The sequence below is a fragment of the Daejeonella rubra genome (genome assembly GCF_900103545.1).
In the GTDB taxonomy this organism is placed as follows: domain Bacteria; phylum Bacteroidota; class Bacteroidia; order Sphingobacteriales; family Sphingobacteriaceae; genus Daejeonella; species Daejeonella rubra.
Map to the genome: position 1 here is coordinate 37,865 of NZ_FNHH01000013.1, position 17,804 is coordinate 55,668.

The following is a 17,804-nucleotide window of genomic DNA, read 5'->3' on the forward strand; positions in this document are numbered from 1 at the left end:
AATTGATCAATCGGGATTTTTATTATGTCGCATATTCAAAAAAAGATAGCCGTTGTTGGGGGAGGTAGCTGGGCGACCGCCATTGTAAAGATTTTATCTGATAATTTTATCGATAAGGAAATTTACTGGTGGATGCGTAGTGATGAGGCAATAGAACATATTCGCCGGTATAATCATAATCCTCATTACCTAAGTTCTGTAGAGATAAAAGTGCCGGATGATAATTTGAGTTCTGATCTTAAGGCCATCATATCGGCCTGCGACCTGATCCTGTTAAATGTTCCGGCGGCCTTCTTAAAAGATGCATTAAAAGGCATTAGTGCCGATGATCTAAAGGGTAAAAAGATAATCTCTGCTATTAAAGGAATAGTGCCTGATGAAAATATGATCATTGGAGAATTTATGAACCAGCATTATCATATCCCCTATAGTGATATTATAGTGATCAGTGGTCCCTGTCATGCTGAGGAAGTTGCACTTGAAAAATTATCCTATCTGACGATAGCTTCTCAGGATAGTATATTAGCAGCGCATTTTGCATCTATGCTAAATACACGTTACATTAAAACCAATGTTTCGGATGATATTTATGGAACCGAATACGCAGCGGTGTTAAAAAATATTTATGCCGTGGCCAGCGGAATCTGCCGGGGTATTGGCTATGGGGATAATTTCCAATCGGTACTAATTTCCAATGCGATCCGTGAGATTGAAAGTTTTGTTAATGCAGTGCACCCAATCGACAGGGATATTAAGGAATCAGCTTATCTTGGAGATCTGTTGGTTACTGCTTATTCTCAGTTTAGCCGTAACCGTACTTTTGGAAATATGATAGGTAAGGGTTATACAGTAACTTCTGCCCAGCTTGAGATGAATATGATCGCTGAAGGTTATTATGCAGTGAATTGCCTGCATCAGATCAATAAGACCTATAAAGTAAATATGCCAATCTGCAGAGCAGTTTATGCGATCCTCTATGAAAGACATTCGCCGCAGATCGAGATGAAATTATTGTCTGAACAACTGACTTGAGTTGAGCAGGGTATAAGGTATAGGGTATCAAGAGCCAAGAATCAAGAGCCAAGATGAATCTGTTTAGTATTTTGATTGTTGATCTTTGATTGAAATTACTGGTGCCGAAAAATAACCTGTTCAGGTTGCTGACTCTATTTGATTTAAGAACCAAGAATCAAGAGTCAAGACAGCGAGGTGTTAATTTGAGATCAGTAGGATTTCGTCTGATAACAGACAACTGATAACTGATAACAGACAACAGACCAATGAACAAGGAGTCAAGACAAATTGCAGTCCTTATTCCTTGTTCCTTCATCCTTGCTCTATTTTAACTAAAGAACAAATAATAAAGTATAAAAACCTAATCCAGTCCTGGTTCCTGGCTCTTGGTTCCTGGATCTAAAAAATGGTTCCTGGTTCTAACAAAAAAAAGGAGTAAAAACTCAGGTTATACCTCTTGTTCTTACTCCTTGTTCATTAATCTTTATTCTTCCTAGATTCGTCTGCGTCTTTCTCCGCTTCCGCCTTCACGACGTCCGCCAGCACTGCTGCTTCCGCCACGATCTTCACGGCGCTTGCCTGAAAAATCGCGGAATCCACCACCGCCGCTTCCGCCTTCACGACGTCCGCCACCACTTCCGCTTCCGCCACGGTAACCACCGCCGCTTCCACCTTCACGACGACCACCGCCACCACCGCTTCCGCGGTATGAACCACCACGTTCGCTGCTTCCGCCTTCACGGTCGCCAGCAAGTTCTATTCTCACATCTCTGCCCTGGAAATCAACAGATTTGAATCCTTCGATAACCTGATTAACAGCAGATTCTTCAACTTCAAAGAAGGTAAATACACCTTTAAGGTCTATCTTGCCTACGCTTTTTCCGCTGATCTTAGTATTGTTGCAAATAAAGCCCAGCATATCTCCACGAGTGAAATCATCAACAGATCCCAGGTTCATGAAAAGTCGGGTGTAACCCGGACTTGTACTTGACTTGAATGCACGATCTCCGCGTTCAGCGCGATCACCTCTTTCAGTACGTTCATAGCCACGATCATCACTGGAAACGTTAAGATCAGGTGCTTTAGAATAATATTCAAGGAAACGGTTGAATTCAAGAGAAGCAAATCTTTTGATGATCGCTTCTTTATCAAGATCTTTAAATTCATCCATTATTCGTGGAATGTATTGTTCGATCTGTTCTTCGTTCACTTCCACATTATGAACCTTGTGGATCATAGCAAATAATTGCTTTTCACAAACATCAAATCCGGTTGGAATTTCAGCTTTTGTAAACTGCTTTCCAATGCTGCGTTCGATATGACGAATCTTACCGAGCTCTTTAGAGTTAATGATCGCGATAGAAATACCTGTTTTTCCTGCACGTCCTGTTCGGCCGCTTCGGTGGGTATAGTTTTCGATCTCATCAGGTAATGAATAGTTGATCACGTGAGTTACGTCATTCACATCAATACCCCTGGCTGCAACGTCTGTAGCGATCAATAATTGAAGGCTACGGTCGCGATAGCGTTTCATAACCTTATCGCGTTGTTGTTGAGACAGATCGCCGTGTAATGCATCAGCATTATAGCCATCTTTCATCAAAGACTCAGCAATTTCCTGAGTTTCAATTTTAGTACGGCAGAATACTATCCCGAAAATTTCAGGATTGAAATCTACAATTCGCTTGAATGCTGCGTATTTATCACGGGCCTTTACGATATAATATTCATGTTCGATATTGACATTTCCGGTATTTTTAGTACCCATGGTCAGCTCGAACGGATCTGTCATGTATTTTTTTGCAATTCTGCGAACTTCAGTCGGCATTGTTGCAGAGAACAACCAGGTTTTTTTATCTTCTGGTGTAGTTGATAAAATGCTGTCAATGTCTTCCTGGAAGCCCATGTTAAGCATTTCATCCGCTTCGTCAAGTACTACGAATTGAACCTGACTGAAATCAATTGCTTTACGGTTAATAATATCAAGCATACGGCCTGGAGTGGCCACAACGATCTGTACACCACGCTTGATCTGGCGTAACTGATCTGAAATGTTAGCACCGCCATAAACAGCAACAACGTGAACGTTCTTCATGTTTTTGGCGTAATTGTTAATGTCGCTGGTGATCTGTAAACAGAGTTCACGTGTTGGACATAGAATTAGCGCTTGTGGATAATTTTCTTCAAAATCCAATAATTCTAATAGGGGGAGGCCGAAGGCTGCCGTTTTACCGGTTCCTGTTTGAGCTAATCCGACAAAATCGTTGCTGCCTGAAAGTAATACCGGGATAGATTGCTCCTGGATTGGTGTGGGATTTTCGAATCCCAGTTCAGTAATGGCATTAACAATATCATGACGGATACCCAAGGTACTAAATGGGTTCATGATAATTTATAAGTGCTCACAGCCTTATTGCTGAAAGCGCCGCAAAGGTACGGTTATTATTTGGTATTTCAGCATGAAGCTTTAGCCAAAAAATATTAGTCCCCCGAATTACCTGATGAACATGGTTATTGACCTAAAATACTTGTCCATGCTTCAGTAACAATTGTGATAAATCTGTAATTTACTTTGGATGAACTGTTTATAATCGTATTTTCAAATGCTCGAAAAAAATATCAATTGGGATCATCCCGGTTTTTGTCGTACAATAAAATTCATCAATGAATTGATATATGCCTAAAATACATTTTCTGATTGTTTTCTTCCTGTTCTGTCAAACATCACTATTCTCCCAATCAGTAAGCAAGATCTACGGAATAGTTATCAAGGGGGCTCATGTTATCGATCCTAAAAACAGGATCAATGAGCAAATGGATGTAGCTATCAATGATGGAAAGATCGCACTTTTAGCGAAAAATATTGATGCTGGACAGGCTACCCAGGTGGTGGATGCTAAAGGGATGTATATCGCACCGGGCCTGATCGATATTCATTCACGCATGGGCTTGAATTTGCCTGATGGCTATACTTTAAGAGTTGGTGTAACTACGATCGTTGATGCTGGTGATGCGGATCTGAATTCCTTTCATGATTTCAGGAAGAATGTCATAGATCGTTCTGTAACCCGCGTTTTATTATTTCTTAATATTAAGGGTGATGGGTATAAAGGCGGGGCATATGAGAAGAACTCCGGCGACAAAATAGCTGCGGAAACTGCTAGGTTAGCCCTGGCAAACAGTAAGGATATTGTTGGTTTCAAGGTAGATTTCACAGGGCCAGACTGGACTCCTGTAGATCGGGGAATTGAAGCCGGTAATCTGGCAAAAATGCCTGTAATGCTTGATGGTGGAAGAAATCACCCCCGACCGTCTCTTAAGGAACTGTTTTCTAATCATTTACGTCCGGGAGATATCTACACACATACTTATACCATCATTGAAGATATAAACGCCCGTGAGTCAATTGTTGACCAGCAAACAAAAAAGATTGGCTCCCATTTTCTTGATGCACAACAAAAAGGGATCATTTTCGATGTTGGTCATGGATCTGCTTTCAGATATTCAAATGCTATTCCTGCTAAGGAGCAGGGTTTCTTTCCGAACACGATCAGTACAGATAGTTCAATGGGCAGCATCAATGCCTTCATGAAAGATATGATGAATGTCATGTCCAAATTCCTTACCATGGGAATGAGTTTGCAGGATGTGATAAAAGCGAGCACCTGGAGTCCGGCAATGGCTATAAAGCGGGAAGAGCTGGGTCATATTTCTCCCGGTGCGATCGCTGATCTTATTGTTTTTAGTTTGCGTGATGGAAAATTCGGATATTATGAAACCGCAGGATATAAAATGGAAGGGAACAAGAAATTTGAATGTGAAATGACTATCAAAGGAGGAAGGATCGTGTATGATCTCAACGGTATCGCAAAACCTCTGAATAACTTTTTTCGGGAAGGTAATCAGTTCCGGCAATAATATTTATCTATAAACTTAACATCTATGAATCTTTCCAGAAATTTTTACCGCTTAGTTTTTTCAGTGCTGATCTCCTTAGGGGTATCAGACCTGGTATTTGCCCAGAAAATAGATATTCTATTGAAGGGGGGGCATGTGATTGATCCCAAAAACAATATAGACGCCGTGATGGATGTTGCTATTTCTGATGGGAAGATCCTCAGGCTTGCCCCTCAGATAGATGCTGCAGGCGCCATAAAGGTCATAGATATAAGTGGTTTATATCTTAGTCCCGGTATTATTGATATTCATGTTCATGTTTTTGCTGGAACAAATAAAGCTCAGAAATATATGGACGGACCCAATTCCCTTCCTCCTGATGGTTTTACGCTCAGATCAGGAGTTACTACGGTGGTAGATGCGGGAAGTGCCGGATGGAAGAGTTTTCCATTATTCAAGAAAAATATCATAGATAACTCAAAAACAAGGGTACTGTCCTTCCTGAATATTGTAGGCGACGGGATGGGTGAATTCGAGCAGGATACTATGGATATGGATCCTGAAATGGCAGCCTCAACTGCTAAATTTTATGATGATCATATTGTTGGATTTAAAGTGGCTCACTACAATGGAGTACAATGGATACCGGTCGACAATGCCGTTGCTGCAGGAAAATTAGCGCAAAAGCCTGTAATGATCGACTGGCGGGGTCTTCCTCCTGTCAATTCTTTTGAGGAACTTTTGTTGAAGCATTTGCGTCCGGGGGATATTCTGACACATATGTATCATGCGGGCAAAAGCGTGGGAGCTGCAAGTCCGCTTTATAAGGAATCTGTACTTGATGAAAATGGAAAAGTGAAGCCATATGTTTTCCAGGCACAAAACCGCGGAATTATATTCGATGTTGGTCATGGTGGAAATGGTTTCGTATTTGGACAGGCGATTCCTTCTTTGAAACAGGGCTTCCGTCCGAATACTATCAGCTCAGATCTGCATATCGGAAATATGAATGCCGGAATGAAGGATATGGCCAATATCATGTCTAAATTTTTAAATATGGGAATGTCTGTTCAGGACGTGATCGCCCGTTCGACCTGGAATCCGGCCCTAAGCATCCAAAGGAAAGATCTGGGCCATTTAAGTGTTGGTGCAGAGGCTGATATAGCGGTATTTAACCTGAAGAACGGCAATTTTGGGTTTATTGATTCTCATGGTGGTAGTTTCAGGGGGACGAAAAGGCTGGAGGCCGAGTTAACTATCCGGGCAGGAAAGGTTGTTTGGGATCTGAATGGGCTTGCCACCGATGCATGGGATAAGGCGGCAAAATCAAAATAATTTTTAAGTATGAACGAATCATTGAATCATAGAAGATGAAACGCAGAGATATTATCAAGGGCTTAACATTACTCCCATTTGCGGGTAGTACATCGGCCGCAGTTTTAAATACAAAGGGTCCGGTTAACAAAAACGGATTTGCATTTTTGTCTGGTGTTTCAAAAACTCCGGATGCTGAATTGGCAGAAAGAGGACGAAAGATCCTTAAATCCATCGGAGTTGAGCCTTTTGTTAATTGCAAAGGAACCAATACTATTATGGGTGGATCAGTTGCAAGACCCGAAGTGAGATTAGCCATGGATGCAGTTGCCACTCTGAATGTACAGATGGATGAACTGGTAGATGGGGTAGGGAAGCGCCTGGCTGAACTTACTGGAGCAGAATGGGGATTGGTAACATCAGGTGCCGCGGCAGGAATAAAGCTATGTACGATTGCCTGTATCACAGGAGGGAATCCGGAAAAACTCATTAGGATTCCGGATCTAACAGGATTTGAAAAAACTGAGGTAATAATTCCAGGTGGTTCAAGAACTGTCTACGATCAGGCTGTCAGGAGTACCGGAGTTAAAATTATTACGGTTGAAAACGAGGAGGATCTCAAAAAGAAAATTGGTCCTCGAACAGCGATGATCTACATTGATGCAGAAAAAGAAAGCTTTTTACCACTGGAGATCATATCGAAAATAGCCAGACCTCTGAATGTGCCTGTTTTTGTTGATGCTGCGGCCCATATTCTTACATTTCCTAATGTACATCTGTCAAGAGGCGCAGATGTAGTTGCTTTCAGCGGCGGAAAGGGGCTCAAGGCTCCGGGTAGTTGCGGACTATTATTGGGAAGAAAGGATCTGTTGATGTCTACCTGGCAGGCAGCTGCTCCTCATCATGGGCCTGGACGCGATAATAAGGTTAGTCGCGAAGAACATATTGGCATGCTTGCAGCTGTTGAAACCTGGGTTCAGATGGATCATAAGAAAGAGATGCAAACCTGGGTAAACTGGCTTGAATACATTGGAACGCAGGCCGCAACTGTGAAGGGAGTGAGTTTTCGAATCAGGATGCCTGATCCTAAATTGGTTCATCATGTTACCCCATACCTTTTCATTACCTGGGACCCGGATAAGCTTCATGTGAGCGGGCAGGAAATATCTGAAGAATTAGGAAATACCTATCCCAGAGTTGGTGTGGCAATTTATAGGGATGAGCCTGGTCTGACCGGTATTAGTTTGGTGGGTTATATGATGGTTCCCGGAGACGATCAATTGGCTGCTTCCAGGATCAGGGAGGTGCTATCTAAACAGAGAAGCCCTAAGGCATCTATTCCAATGAAATCTCCTGTCACAAATATGCTTGGTCGCTGGGATATGGAAGTTCAGTTTTACAATAGCCGGGAGAAACAGGAATTATTCATAGATAGTCAGGAGGGAAATTATTTTTCCGGCACCTATAAATCTCAATTTTCAGAACGAATAATTAACGGGACAATTGACGGAGATGTCGTAAAAATGCAAAGTATCTGGGTTGTTCCGGGTGATAGGATCCAAACAACTTTTCAGGGTTCAGTTAGTGGAGAAACTCTTTCTGGCGACATCGATATGAATGAATTTTTGTCGGCGAAGTTTAATGCCAAAAGAAAACAGTCAGTGATCCTTAAAAAGCCGGTTGCATTCCCTAAGGGGCGACCCCAGGGAGGTAATTTCCTCATCTGATGGATATTATAATAATAGGATTTTGATAAGCCGTACAATAATGCATTTTTAAGATTGAAAAAAGAAATATCAATGAATCGTAGAAAACTAATTAAGGGATTAGCAATGCTTCCCATTGCTGGCGCAGTAATTTCAAATGAAAACCTGATTGCAGCAGTCCCGGGTACTTCAGAAGGCAGTTTAATGAATTCAGTTAAATCTGATTCTGAACAGAATACCACTTTCACATCATTTATGGATGAAACAAATATTTTTCGATCCATTGGGGTTGAACCAGTCATAAATTGTATGGGAACCTTTACCATTATCGGAGGATCACTGGAACGCCCTGCTGTAAGGGAAGCAATGGAAGCAGCATCCCATAATTTCGTTCAGTATGATGAGTTAGCTGATGGGATCGGTCAACGCCTGGCCGAACTGACCGGTGCTGAGTGGGGTATGGTTTCAGCCGGTTGTGCAGCAGGTCTTAAGCATATTACTGCTGCCTGTGTTACCGGAGGGAATCCTGAGAAATTAATCCGGATCCCTGATTTGACCGGTTTTGATAAGTCTGAAGTGATCATTCCCGGGTTTTCCAGAAATGCCTATGACCATGCCATCAGAAATATAGGTGTTAAGATTGTTAGTGTAAATACTCCTGAAGAGCTTGAAAAAGCGATAAACTCACAAACTGCCATGATCTATATCAGATCAACGGATACAGATACCTTTACCGGACAACCCCTGTCATTGGAAGAAATTGCCCGTATAGCTAAACCCCATAAAGTTCCTGTTCTGGTAGATGCTGCAGCTGAAAATCTGACACTTCCGCCTGTACACCTGAAAAGAGGTGCAACAATTGTCGCTTATAGTGGAGGCAAGGCTATCTGCGGTCCGCAATGCGCCGGATTGATGCTGGGCGATAAATCCATTTTAATGTCGGCATGGCAAGCGAGTTCACCCCACCATGGACCAGGGCGCGACAATAAGGTTGGCCGCGAAGAAATGATTGGGATGATGGCCGCAGTGGAAGACTGGGTTAAACGCGATCATGCTGCCGACTGGAAACGATGGTTATCCTGGCTGGATATTATCGCCAGAAGGCTCTCTACTGTTGAAGGTGTGAAAACCGAAGTAATTGAGCGAACATTACTGGATAATAAATCACCGGTATTAAAAGTTAGCTGGGATTCTTCAAAGCTTCATTTTAGCGGGTTTGATGTGGCGGAGGAGCTGGGAAGGAATAAACCAAGGATTGCTGTTTGGGCAGAAGATGAAAATAATGGTGAGAGTTTTTTCAATGTAACTACGGGACAAATGCAGGCCGGCGAAGAAAAGATCGTTGCTGAAAGGTTATATAAAGTGCTTTCACAAAAACGCAGTCCTAAACCTGGAATGACTGTACCATCAACCAATCTGACAGGTGCCTGGGATGTAAGGGTCCAGTTTTTTAGCAGTAGTAGCCAGCATAGTTTTACAATTGTACAGGATGGAAACTGGATCTCTGGTTCACATAGAGGTGATATGGATGTTATGAACCTAAGCGGTACAATTGAAGGAGATCAGATAAAATTCAGTAGCTCAAGGCGAATTACCGGGGATCATCTCGAATTTCTTTTTAAAGGTACAATCAAAGGTGATAGTATGTCAGGGGATATCCATTTAGGAGAATATAGGACGGCAAAGTTTACAGCCACACGTAATGCCTCTAAACCAGCTCGTAAAAAAGTGATGATACCAGCAGGTCCACCATTGGCCACTTAAGTGAAAGCGTTTGCAGCATGAGGTTGGTTTTCAATTTATAAAATAATAAAGACGTATTGTAAGCCATACCCCGTGCTCTTTTCAAAATTTTATTCTGTTTTTTTCTCCTGATCCGAGCATCAATAATAGTTAAATTGTCTGCTGAATTTAAGGTATGTGTCGCAATGATATGGTCATCCCATTCCGGGTAAATTGAATCTACTTCCTTTTCTTTGTAGGTAGTTTCATTAAGTTCAATTACCTGATTGATTTTCATTCCATATCCATAGTGTTTCAGGCCATTTTGAGATGGACGATAAAGTTTATTTTTATAGCTGAATAATTTGCCCGCTGGCCTGGATTTTTTAAAATCGGACACTATTGGATTAAGCGGATGGCTTTTCCATGTATCAGAGATCAACGTATCTGAATAAAATAAACAGAGTTCATCTTGTGCTGATGGACCCGGACTTTGTGTGATATTACAAAATAACCAATACTTATTGTCTTTGAATAGGATGGTAGAGTCAACCGCCTTAATATTGTTCATTAAGACTTTTTCCAGTTCCCATTTCAGTGGAAAGTTTGTGCATTTATACAACTCAATGGTATTGTTTTGTTTTGATTCCGGAATCATATAAAGTTCCCCATTGTCTTCGATTAAAAAAGGATAGGACAAATGATAATTTTGCTCTAATACTTTGACTGGTTCTGTATAGTTTCCCAGCTCATCCATTTCTATTAAACATATGTATCCCTTGTTTTCCTTATAAATTAGTTCTTCAATGAATATGTAATACTTGCCATTTCTGCTGATCACAAACGGGTCTGCCCAAAATCTGTCCTTTGGCGGTATCATCTTTTGAAACCGAGAATACTCAGTTGAGATTTTATTAGTGGAGCCAAGACCAAACATAAGTATCCACTGATAGTAATGAAATGTGAAGTCTATCTTATTTTTAATTTTTTGAAAAATTAATTTGGGAGCATAGGTTAGCATCTCCTTGTTTGTTGGAGTAGAATATTCTTTTTTTGAGTTGAAATTTGGACGCTTATTAAGTGCCTTTACTTTCTCGAAAAACAATTCCTCCCCCAGGTGATGAAGTTCCTGAATTTTAATGGGCATAATGGATAGTGCTTTCCAGTAATAGTTATTTCTGTTTCTATTGATGCTAAAGCAATCAGTTGAGAAACTGGTTTTGTCCAAAAAGATTGCTTTTTTGCGATTTCCAATAGTAGTTTGCAAAATTATTTCAGTTTCATCTGTTCCTTGCAGGACCTCTCTGATCCCTGCCGGACCTTCTTTAATTAGATCATTTTCAAATTGATTAAATGACCAAATTCCAAATCGGGCAACTTTGGTCAGTTTTTTATTGCATGGACTGAATCCTATTCTGATCAGAATATCAAGTTTATATTTTTTTATTGCTTCTAATTCAGACTCGTTTAAATGATCGTTGTTCATTTGAATACTGATATAGGTGGTATCTGCAGACAAAAGATCTTTTAAATTTTTAGGTTCAAACGCATCCGGACTGTACTCGCTTAATCTTTTGTCGATCATCGACCAAATCCAAAACAGACCGGCTTCACTGTACTTTGAAATTTTTTCAAAAGTGTTTTTCTTAGACTTTTTTTCTGGTTTGTTTCTTAATGCAAGAATGAGCTCGCAATATTGCTTGCTTTTTATAGCTTCAATCATTTTATATGACCAAAGGGGTATCATGATCTCATCAAATAGAACCCCGATTCTCAGTTTTCCTTTTTCCATATGAATTAGTACAGGCTATTTTTTGGCGGATTTACAGAATTAACTTTTAGGTTAATCCTTGCCATGTATAGAGGAACAATTACAGTCCTTAGGATCAATAATCACCAAAGAATCCTTTCATTTTATAAACACTTGTTATAGCTATTCTGTTTTAACTCATTGAAAAAAATATTTACTCAGGTATGGATTTATTTTATAGGGTATTGGGCTTTGTTTTTAAAAAAGATATATTTATAATATGCACAGGATGAGATAATTGGACTGTATTATTTAATAAGAAAATATGAAATCTTCAAGAAGATCCGTGATCGGGAAAATTATGTCAACTTTTGCCGGTTTGGCCGGATTTAACTTAGTAGCTAAGGCTCAGGAAAAAAAGAGTAGCGCTCCTTTATTTAATAGAGACTCGCCCGATGTTACTCTTTATCCAGGTTCTCTCAGGTATGGTAATCTGGTATTTGTATCAGGTACAGGGGCTGATGCAGAATCGGTGTTCGAGATCAGGGCGGATACGGAGTTTGTACTCAAAAAGATGGAAAAAAGATTAATTGCTGCCGGCTCTTCTATGGAAAAGGTGTTAAAAGTGACTGTTTTTCTCAGCGATATGTCTGATTTTCAGGGGATGAATGAAATTTATAAAGGCCGCTTCGGAAAAAATCCTCCTGTTAGGTCGACAGTGGCAGTTGCAAAAGGTGGAATACCTGGAAATTCAATCTTAGAAATCGATTGTATAGCATACGTATGATGCATAATTCTGTAATAACCTATCGCCATGCACTTTATAATTATACTGTTTAGTAATTTAATGAATCAATATTGCCGAATTAATTATTTATTGATCATAGAACGAAGTTTGCTAATCATTAAGAGAATTTAAAGTGAAATGCATTCAAGAAAATAGTGAACTATGATTTAATTCTTTGTTAATAGAAAGTAAAGTTTTTATATTGGGTTATAATTTAGATTGGTAAAAATTGAAAGTTCAAATTTTGCAGAATGAGTTAGAATTATTGGGTCTCATTTCAGAAGGGAATGAGCACGCTTTTCGTAAAATTTTCAACCATTACAGCGACAGGTTATATACTTATGCGTTTAGAATTACGGATAATGAAGAGCTGGCAGAAGAGATCGTGATGGATGCTTTTATGAAAATATGGTGTAATCGTGTGGAGCTTTCAATGGTAAATCGTTTCGACTCTTATTTATATGCTATAGTTCGGAATCATGCCTTTACAGCTATAAAACGAAGGGCACATGAATCTTTAATTATCAACCAGTTAAGCCTGACTAAAACCGAGTATCAGGATTGTACTGAAGATACTATTGTCTATAATGAATACCAGCACATTCTGAGTAATGCTGTAAATCAGTTGCCTCCCCAGCAAAGGTTGGTTTATAGTTTAAGTCGCGATGAAGGTCTTAAATATGATGAAATAGCTGATCAGTTAAATTTGTCAAAAAATACAGTAAAGGCTCATCTCAAAAAAGCTTTATGTACTCTCAGGATCGTGTTTTCCAATTTAATGGTATTTGCAATTGGAATTCTTTTTTTCCTGGGCTGATAATCGCTCATTATCTGAAAAAATATTTATTAGTCTACTAACCCTTTTTTATTTCTCAATTGTCTTTATCTATAAGGAAGGATATGCTTGAGTTTATCTAAAAGGAATAATATGTCAATTCATAGGTTTAAATACCTTTTTCAGCAATTTGTAAATAAGACTGCCACGTCTGAAGAGGTCGGGGAGTTTCTTTCTATGATGAAGAGGGATGACTATAACAAAGAAGTTCAGGACCTGCTGGATGAATTCTGGAATGAGCCCTCCTCCATTACTCCGATGGGCGAAGAAAATGCCGAGAGAATTTTTAATCAGATCATGGCAAATTCTCCTGCTGAAGAGCCGGTTAGGGTATTTAGCATAAAAGCTAATTGGTATAAAGCTGTTGCAGCAATTCTGGTTATTGGCTTATCTGTCTTTTTTTATAAAGTGAATAGTCCGGGTTCAGAAATCAGGACTGCAAATGTAAATAGCATAATAACAGTTAAGCCGGATAAACCAGGCCGCCGTTTTATAAATTTACCTGATGGCAGTTCGGTTATTCTGAATGAGAACAGTAAAATTGAACTTGGTAAAAATTTCAATTCCGATGGGAATAGGGAAGTATATTTAAACGGAGAAGCATATTTTGATATCGTTCATGATGCAAATCATCCTTTTATTGTCCATACCGGAAAAATAAAAACCACTGTTTTAGGTACCGCATTTAATATTAAAGCAAATCCTGGAAGTAAGCTTATTACAGTAACGGTAACCAGAGGTAAGGTTAAGGTTGGAGACGATGATCATACCTATAATGTTATCGTTCCTGATGAGCAGGTTGTTTTTGATCAGGTACTGAGTAATCATGTAAAAAAGCCAATTAAAGCAGAATCTGTAATTGAATGGACCAATGAAGATATGTATTTTGATGATGTAAGCATAAAGGATGTAGCTAATCAATTACAGGAAAGGTTTGATGTTAAAATTGTTTTTTCAAATGAACAGATCAAATCCTGTAAGTTTAGTGCTACTTTTTTAAAGACTCAGAGCCTGGAGCAAATATTAAATATTATCGGGGAATTTAACCAGATCAAATACCAGTTTCAGGGAGCCAAAACTGTGGTGCTTGATGGCTCCGGATGTCAGTAAAAAATAGTATTTCTATAATTAAAAGAAACATAAATGAATACGACATTACCACCATAAAAATGAAAACCCTCTGATTTCTTCACGGCAATGAGGATCTCAGAGGGCTTTTGCTATCGGTTTTAGACCTTTAGCAGTTTTTTAATTTAATTCATCCAGAGAAAGGATATTAATCAAATAAACCATGTAAAAATATGAAATATTTTACAATAAATGCGCCAGGGGCTACCCTTGTAAATTTTTTTGCAGAGAATTCTAACCGGAAACAACTTATTAAACAAATTATGCGGATCGGCTTTTTATCATTAGCCTTAGTATTAACTACTTTACAGTTGTTATTAGCCTTGCCGGTTAAAAGTCAGAAAATCGGTTCAGTTGAAGTCCGGCTGGAACTCAAAAATGAGACACTGCTAACGGCTTTTAAGAAAATTGAACAGCAAACTCCTTTTCGATTTGTATATAGAAAAGGAGAATTGATGACTTTGCCATCAAGGAACATAAGTGCTTCAACCTATACGGTTGAGCAAGTGCTCAACATGCTTTTGGAGGATACTGATCTTTCTTACAAACAGGTTGATAACAATGTGCTTATTCAAACCAGTATTAACCAGCCAGAAAAACCTTTGAAATCTGAAGAGAGTGAAAATGCGCTTGCAGATATTGTAATACGGGGTCAGGTTTCTGATACCAGGGGTGAAACGCTTCCTGGTGTAAGTATCAAGATTAAAGGCACAACAATTGGTGCTACTTCAGATCTTGATGGACGTTATACGATCAACGTTCCGGATAAAAACAGCGTGCTTGTCTTCACCTATATTGGCTATGTCACTCAAGAGCAAAAAGTGAATGAGCGGACAACCCTGAATGTAAAATTGGAAGCTGCTAACACTGCTTTAACTGAAGTAGTAGTTACAGCATTTGGACTTTCCAGACAGAAAAAAGCACTTGCATATTCGGTGACCGAAGTTAAAGGAGAAGAGTTCACTACAGCCCGTGAGAATAACGTTGCAAATGCTTTTTCCGGTAAAATAGCAGGTGTGAACGTTACCGGTATGTCTTCTGGTCCAGGAGGTTCCAGCCGTGTAATTATTAGAGGAAACGGGTCGCTAAGTGGAAACAATCAGCCATTATATGTGGTGAACGGTATGCCAATGAGTAATGTTGCCCGTTCCCAGGCACAAGGTGAGGGTGCTACTATATTAGATCGGGGGGATGGTATTTCATCCATTAATCCTGATGATATTGAATCGATCAACGTATTAAAAGGCGGACCGGCAGCAGCACTTTACGGAAGTCAGGCTTCAAATGGAGTAATTTTGATTACTACAAAAAAGGGTGCTGTTCAAAAAGGTGTGGGAGTAGAAGTGGGAAGTAATTTCACTGTTGGATCACCATCAATGTACCCTGATCTTCAATATATCTACGGACAAGGATTAGATGGAATTAAACCAAGAACTAAAGCAGAAGCAATCAGTTCTGGTCGTTTGTCATTTGGTGCCAAAATGGATGGAACAGACTACGTTCAGTTTGACGGTGTCATGCGTCCATATACTGCGGTTAGGGTTAAAGATAACTGGCAAAATTTTTACAGGCCAAGCACTAATCTTACCAATAATATCGCATTTTCAGGAGGAAACTCAAATGCACTCGTTTACCGATTAGGGTTATCAGATCTCAGAGCAAATGCTCTTGAGCCCGGCTCAAGTTATAACAGACAGTCGGCTAATATGGACTTACGTTCCGAACTTGGTAAAAAAATCATCATTGAATCTACATTCCATTATAATTCTGATCAGGGTACAAACAGACCAGGTAATGGGTATGCAGATAATACCACTTCCTGGGCTACTAATTTACTTGCTAATACCGTTGATATCAGAAATCTGGCTCCGGGCTATGACGCGAACTTCAATGAGGTGCAATGGCAACAGGTTCCTGAAGCCCAGAATCCATATTTCGTGATCAACAGAATGGGGAATTCGGATAAGAAGAACCGTTTTATGGCACAGGGAAGTATTCAGTATAATTTCCTGAAAAATCTCTTTGTAAAACTAAGCGGAATGAGAGATATCGATCGTTTTGAATCGATGGATTATATGCCTGTTGGAACTGCTAAAAGGCCTAAGGGACTCTTCAACTCAGGTACATCCTTTGCAACAAAAACAACTGCTCAGTTATTGGTTAATTACAATACCACATTCCTGGAAGATTTTCAGGTTACCACAATGGCTGGTGCTAACATTGATAGAAATGTATTTAACTCAACTTATAATGGAGGAACTGAGTTCATCGTTCCTAATTTTATAAGTTATTCAAACTTAGCCTTACAATCAGCTAATGTCGGATTCAGTCAATCTGGTCAGAATTCTGTTTTTGGATCAGCAGATCTGAGCTATAAAGGCATATTCTATTTAACTGCTACTGCAAGGCAGGATTGGTTTTCTACTCTGAATCCAGGTAAGAATTCAATTTTGTACCCCTCTGTAGGTGCAAGTGTAATTCTGTCTGATGCTATTAAATTACCATCTCTGATCAGCTTTGCTAAAATCAGAGCTTCCTACGCTCAGGTGGGTGGTTCAACGGTAAACCCATATCAGATTAATCAGAGCTACAGTTTTCAGCAAGGCGGACATCTTGGTCAACCTGTTCAAACTACCTCAACAGCTTTGTCTAATCCTGATTTAAGACCATTGACATCAACAACCTATGAAGGGGGTATCGATATGCAATTCCTCAACAATCGCTTAGGTTTGGATTTCACATATTACAACCGTAAAACAACGGATGATATTTATAGTACAGCTATTGCTTCTTCATCAGGTTATACCTCTGCATTATTAAATGTGGGTGAATTGAGTAATAAAGGGATTGAGGTATTATTAACCGGTCAGCCAATCAAAACAAGTAAATTCAATTGGGATGTGAGCTATAATTTTGCATATAACAAAAGCGAAATTGAAAAACTTTCATCTGGTTTAACTTCCATTGCCGGCGTTGAAATAGGAAGGCCATACAATACCATTCGGGGCAGAACCTATTTAACCAATGCCAGCGGACAACGTGTATATAATAAACTAAGTGGTTACGAGGTTCAAGGCCCGGAAATTGAATATGGTCAGGGGGTTCCTCCATATACTATGGGGTTGACCAATAATTTCAGGTATAAGAATTTCTCATTCAATTTCTTAATTGATGCAAAATTTGGAAATATCGTACAATCAGGACTTAGCCGGTACCTTTATCGTTTTGGTTTATCAAAAAATACCTTGCCTGGCAGAGAAAGCGGTTTGACTGTTTCTGGAGTTGATCAGGCAGGTTTACCATTTACCAAAACCTGGCCGGTAGTTGAAATTGACACCTATTATAATAACCAGGCTTCTATCAGTCCTTTAACGACTTCTGTATTTGATGGCGACTTTGTGAAGTTGAGGAGTGTGGTGATGAGTTATAATTTGCCTGTGAACAAACTTAAGTTCGTTAAACTTCAATCAGCTAATCTTTCATTGGTCTCTCGTAATTTGGCTATACTTCACAAGAAAATCACTGACTTTGATCCGGAATCTGCTTACACTATTGGTAATAACCAGGGTGCTTCCTCCAACACAATTCCAAGGACACGTGATATCGGCTTTAATTTAGTTGTGAAATTTTAATTCTCATTACCTAAAATTT

Annotated in this window: 11 protein-coding genes; 9 read left to right on the plus strand and 2 right to left on the minus strand. The window is 39.5% G+C overall.

What is annotated here, in order from left to right; genetic code table 11:
- Window positions 1-24: 24 nt before the first annotated feature.
- The gene (locus BLR27_RS10490) at window positions 25-1,032 is read left to right on the plus strand and encodes an NAD(P)H-dependent glycerol-3-phosphate dehydrogenase (protein ID WP_090704611.1); all 1,008 of its coding nucleotides are present in this window, start codon (window positions 25-27) and stop codon (window positions 1,030-1,032) included.
- Window positions 1,033-1,507: 475 nt separating this feature from the next.
- On the opposite strand, the gene BLR27_RS10495 is transcribed toward BLR27_RS10490, so the two are convergent.
- A complete protein-coding gene (locus BLR27_RS10495; RefSeq protein ID WP_090704615.1) occupies window positions 1,508-3,400 on the minus strand; it encodes a DEAD/DEAH box helicase in 1,893 nt (630 codons plus the stop codon).
- Between the two features lie 290 nt (window positions 3,401-3,690).
- Here BLR27_RS10495 and BLR27_RS10500 point away from each other — a divergent pair, with 290 nt between their 5' ends.
- The 4 genes from BLR27_RS10500 to BLR27_RS10515 all read left to right on the plus strand — a co-directional run bounded on the left by BLR27_RS10500 (window position 3,691) and on the right by BLR27_RS10515 (window position 9,695).
- Window positions 3,691-4,932, plus strand: coding sequence for an amidohydrolase family protein (locus BLR27_RS10500; RefSeq protein ID WP_090704617.1), 1,242 nt, complete (start codon window positions 3,691-3,693; stop codon window positions 4,930-4,932).
- Window positions 4,933-4,956: 24 nt separating this feature from the next.
- A complete protein-coding gene (locus BLR27_RS10505) occupies window positions 4,957-6,246 on the plus strand; it encodes an amidohydrolase/deacetylase family metallohydrolase (RefSeq protein ID WP_090704620.1) in 1,290 nt (429 codons plus the stop codon).
- Window positions 6,247-6,281: 35 nt separating this feature from the next.
- Window positions 6,282-7,952 carry an aminotransferase class V-fold PLP-dependent enzyme gene (locus BLR27_RS10510; protein WP_143007729.1) on the plus strand — a complete coding sequence of 557 codons (1,671 nt, stop codon included), beginning with the start codon at window positions 6,282-6,284 and terminating at the stop codon, window positions 7,950-7,952.
- 72 nt (window positions 7,953-8,024) lie between these two features.
- Window positions 8,025-9,695: an aminotransferase class V-fold PLP-dependent enzyme gene (locus BLR27_RS10515; protein ID WP_090704624.1), complete on the plus strand. Its 1,671-nt coding sequence runs from the start codon at window positions 8,025-8,027 to the stop codon at window positions 9,693-9,695.
- Here the strand turns inward: BLR27_RS10515 and BLR27_RS10520 are convergent.
- Window positions 9,640-11,445, minus strand: coding sequence for a glucosamine inositolphosphorylceramide transferase family protein (locus BLR27_RS10520; protein ID WP_090704626.1), 1,806 nt, complete (start codon window positions 11,443-11,445; stop codon window positions 9,640-9,642). The two genes, BLR27_RS10515 and BLR27_RS10520, sit on opposite strands and share 56 nt — an antisense overlap.
- A gap of 283 nt (window positions 11,446-11,728) precedes the next feature.
- Here BLR27_RS10520 and BLR27_RS10525 point away from each other — a divergent pair, with 283 nt between their 5' ends.
- From BLR27_RS10525 to BLR27_RS10540, 4 genes are all read left to right on the plus strand, one after another.
- Complete coding sequence (locus BLR27_RS10525) at window positions 11,729-12,190, plus strand: RidA family protein (RefSeq protein ID WP_090704628.1); 462 nt, start codon at window positions 11,729-11,731, stop codon at window positions 12,188-12,190.
- A 229-nt stretch (window positions 12,191-12,419) separates the two neighbouring features.
- On the plus strand, window positions 12,420-13,007 hold the full coding sequence (locus BLR27_RS10530; RefSeq protein ID WP_090704631.1) for an RNA polymerase sigma-70 factor: 588 nt from the start codon (window positions 12,420-12,422) through the stop codon (window positions 13,005-13,007).
- Between the two features lie 111 nt (window positions 13,008-13,118).
- Entirely contained in the window at window positions 13,119-14,135 is a 1,017-nt protein-coding gene (locus tag BLR27_RS10535; RefSeq protein ID WP_090704633.1) for a FecR family protein, read from the plus strand.
- A 191-nt stretch (window positions 14,136-14,326) separates the two neighbouring features.
- Complete coding sequence (locus BLR27_RS10540; RefSeq protein ID WP_090704634.1) at window positions 14,327-17,785, plus strand: SusC/RagA family TonB-linked outer membrane protein; 3,459 nt, start codon at window positions 14,327-14,329, stop codon at window positions 17,783-17,785.
- Window positions 17,786-17,804: the final 19 nt, after the last annotated feature.

Bases quoted from the DNA above. Each gene is read 5' to 3' on its own strand.
- BLR27_RS10490 (WP_090704611.1), top strand. From the start codon at position 25: ATGTCGCATATTCAAAAAAAGATAGCCGTTGTTGGGGGAGGTAGCTGG.
- BLR27_RS10495 (WP_090704615.1), bottom strand. From the start codon at position 3,400: ATGAACCCATTTAGTACCTTGGGTATCCGTCATGATATTGTTAATGCC.
- BLR27_RS10500 (WP_090704617.1), top strand. From the start codon at position 3,691: ATGCCTAAAATACATTTTCTGATTGTTTTCTTCCTGTTCTGTCAAACA.
- BLR27_RS10505 (WP_090704620.1), top strand. From the start codon at position 4,957: ATGAATCTTTCCAGAAATTTTTACCGCTTAGTTTTTTCAGTGCTGATC.
- BLR27_RS10510 (WP_143007729.1), top strand. From the start codon at position 6,282: ATGAAACGCAGAGATATTATCAAGGGCTTAACATTACTCCCATTTGCG.
- BLR27_RS10515 (WP_090704624.1), top strand. From the start codon at position 8,025: ATGAATCGTAGAAAACTAATTAAGGGATTAGCAATGCTTCCCATTGCT.
- BLR27_RS10520 (WP_090704626.1), bottom strand. From the start codon at position 11,445: ATGGAAAAAGGAAAACTGAGAATCGGGGTTCTATTTGATGAGATCATG.
- BLR27_RS10525 (WP_090704628.1), top strand. From the start codon at position 11,729: ATGAAATCTTCAAGAAGATCCGTGATCGGGAAAATTATGTCAACTTTT.
- BLR27_RS10535 (WP_090704633.1), top strand. From the start codon at position 13,119: ATGTCAATTCATAGGTTTAAATACCTTTTTCAGCAATTTGTAAATAAG.
- BLR27_RS10540 (WP_090704634.1), top strand. From the start codon at position 14,327: ATGAAATATTTTACAATAAATGCGCCAGGGGCTACCCTTGTAAATTTT.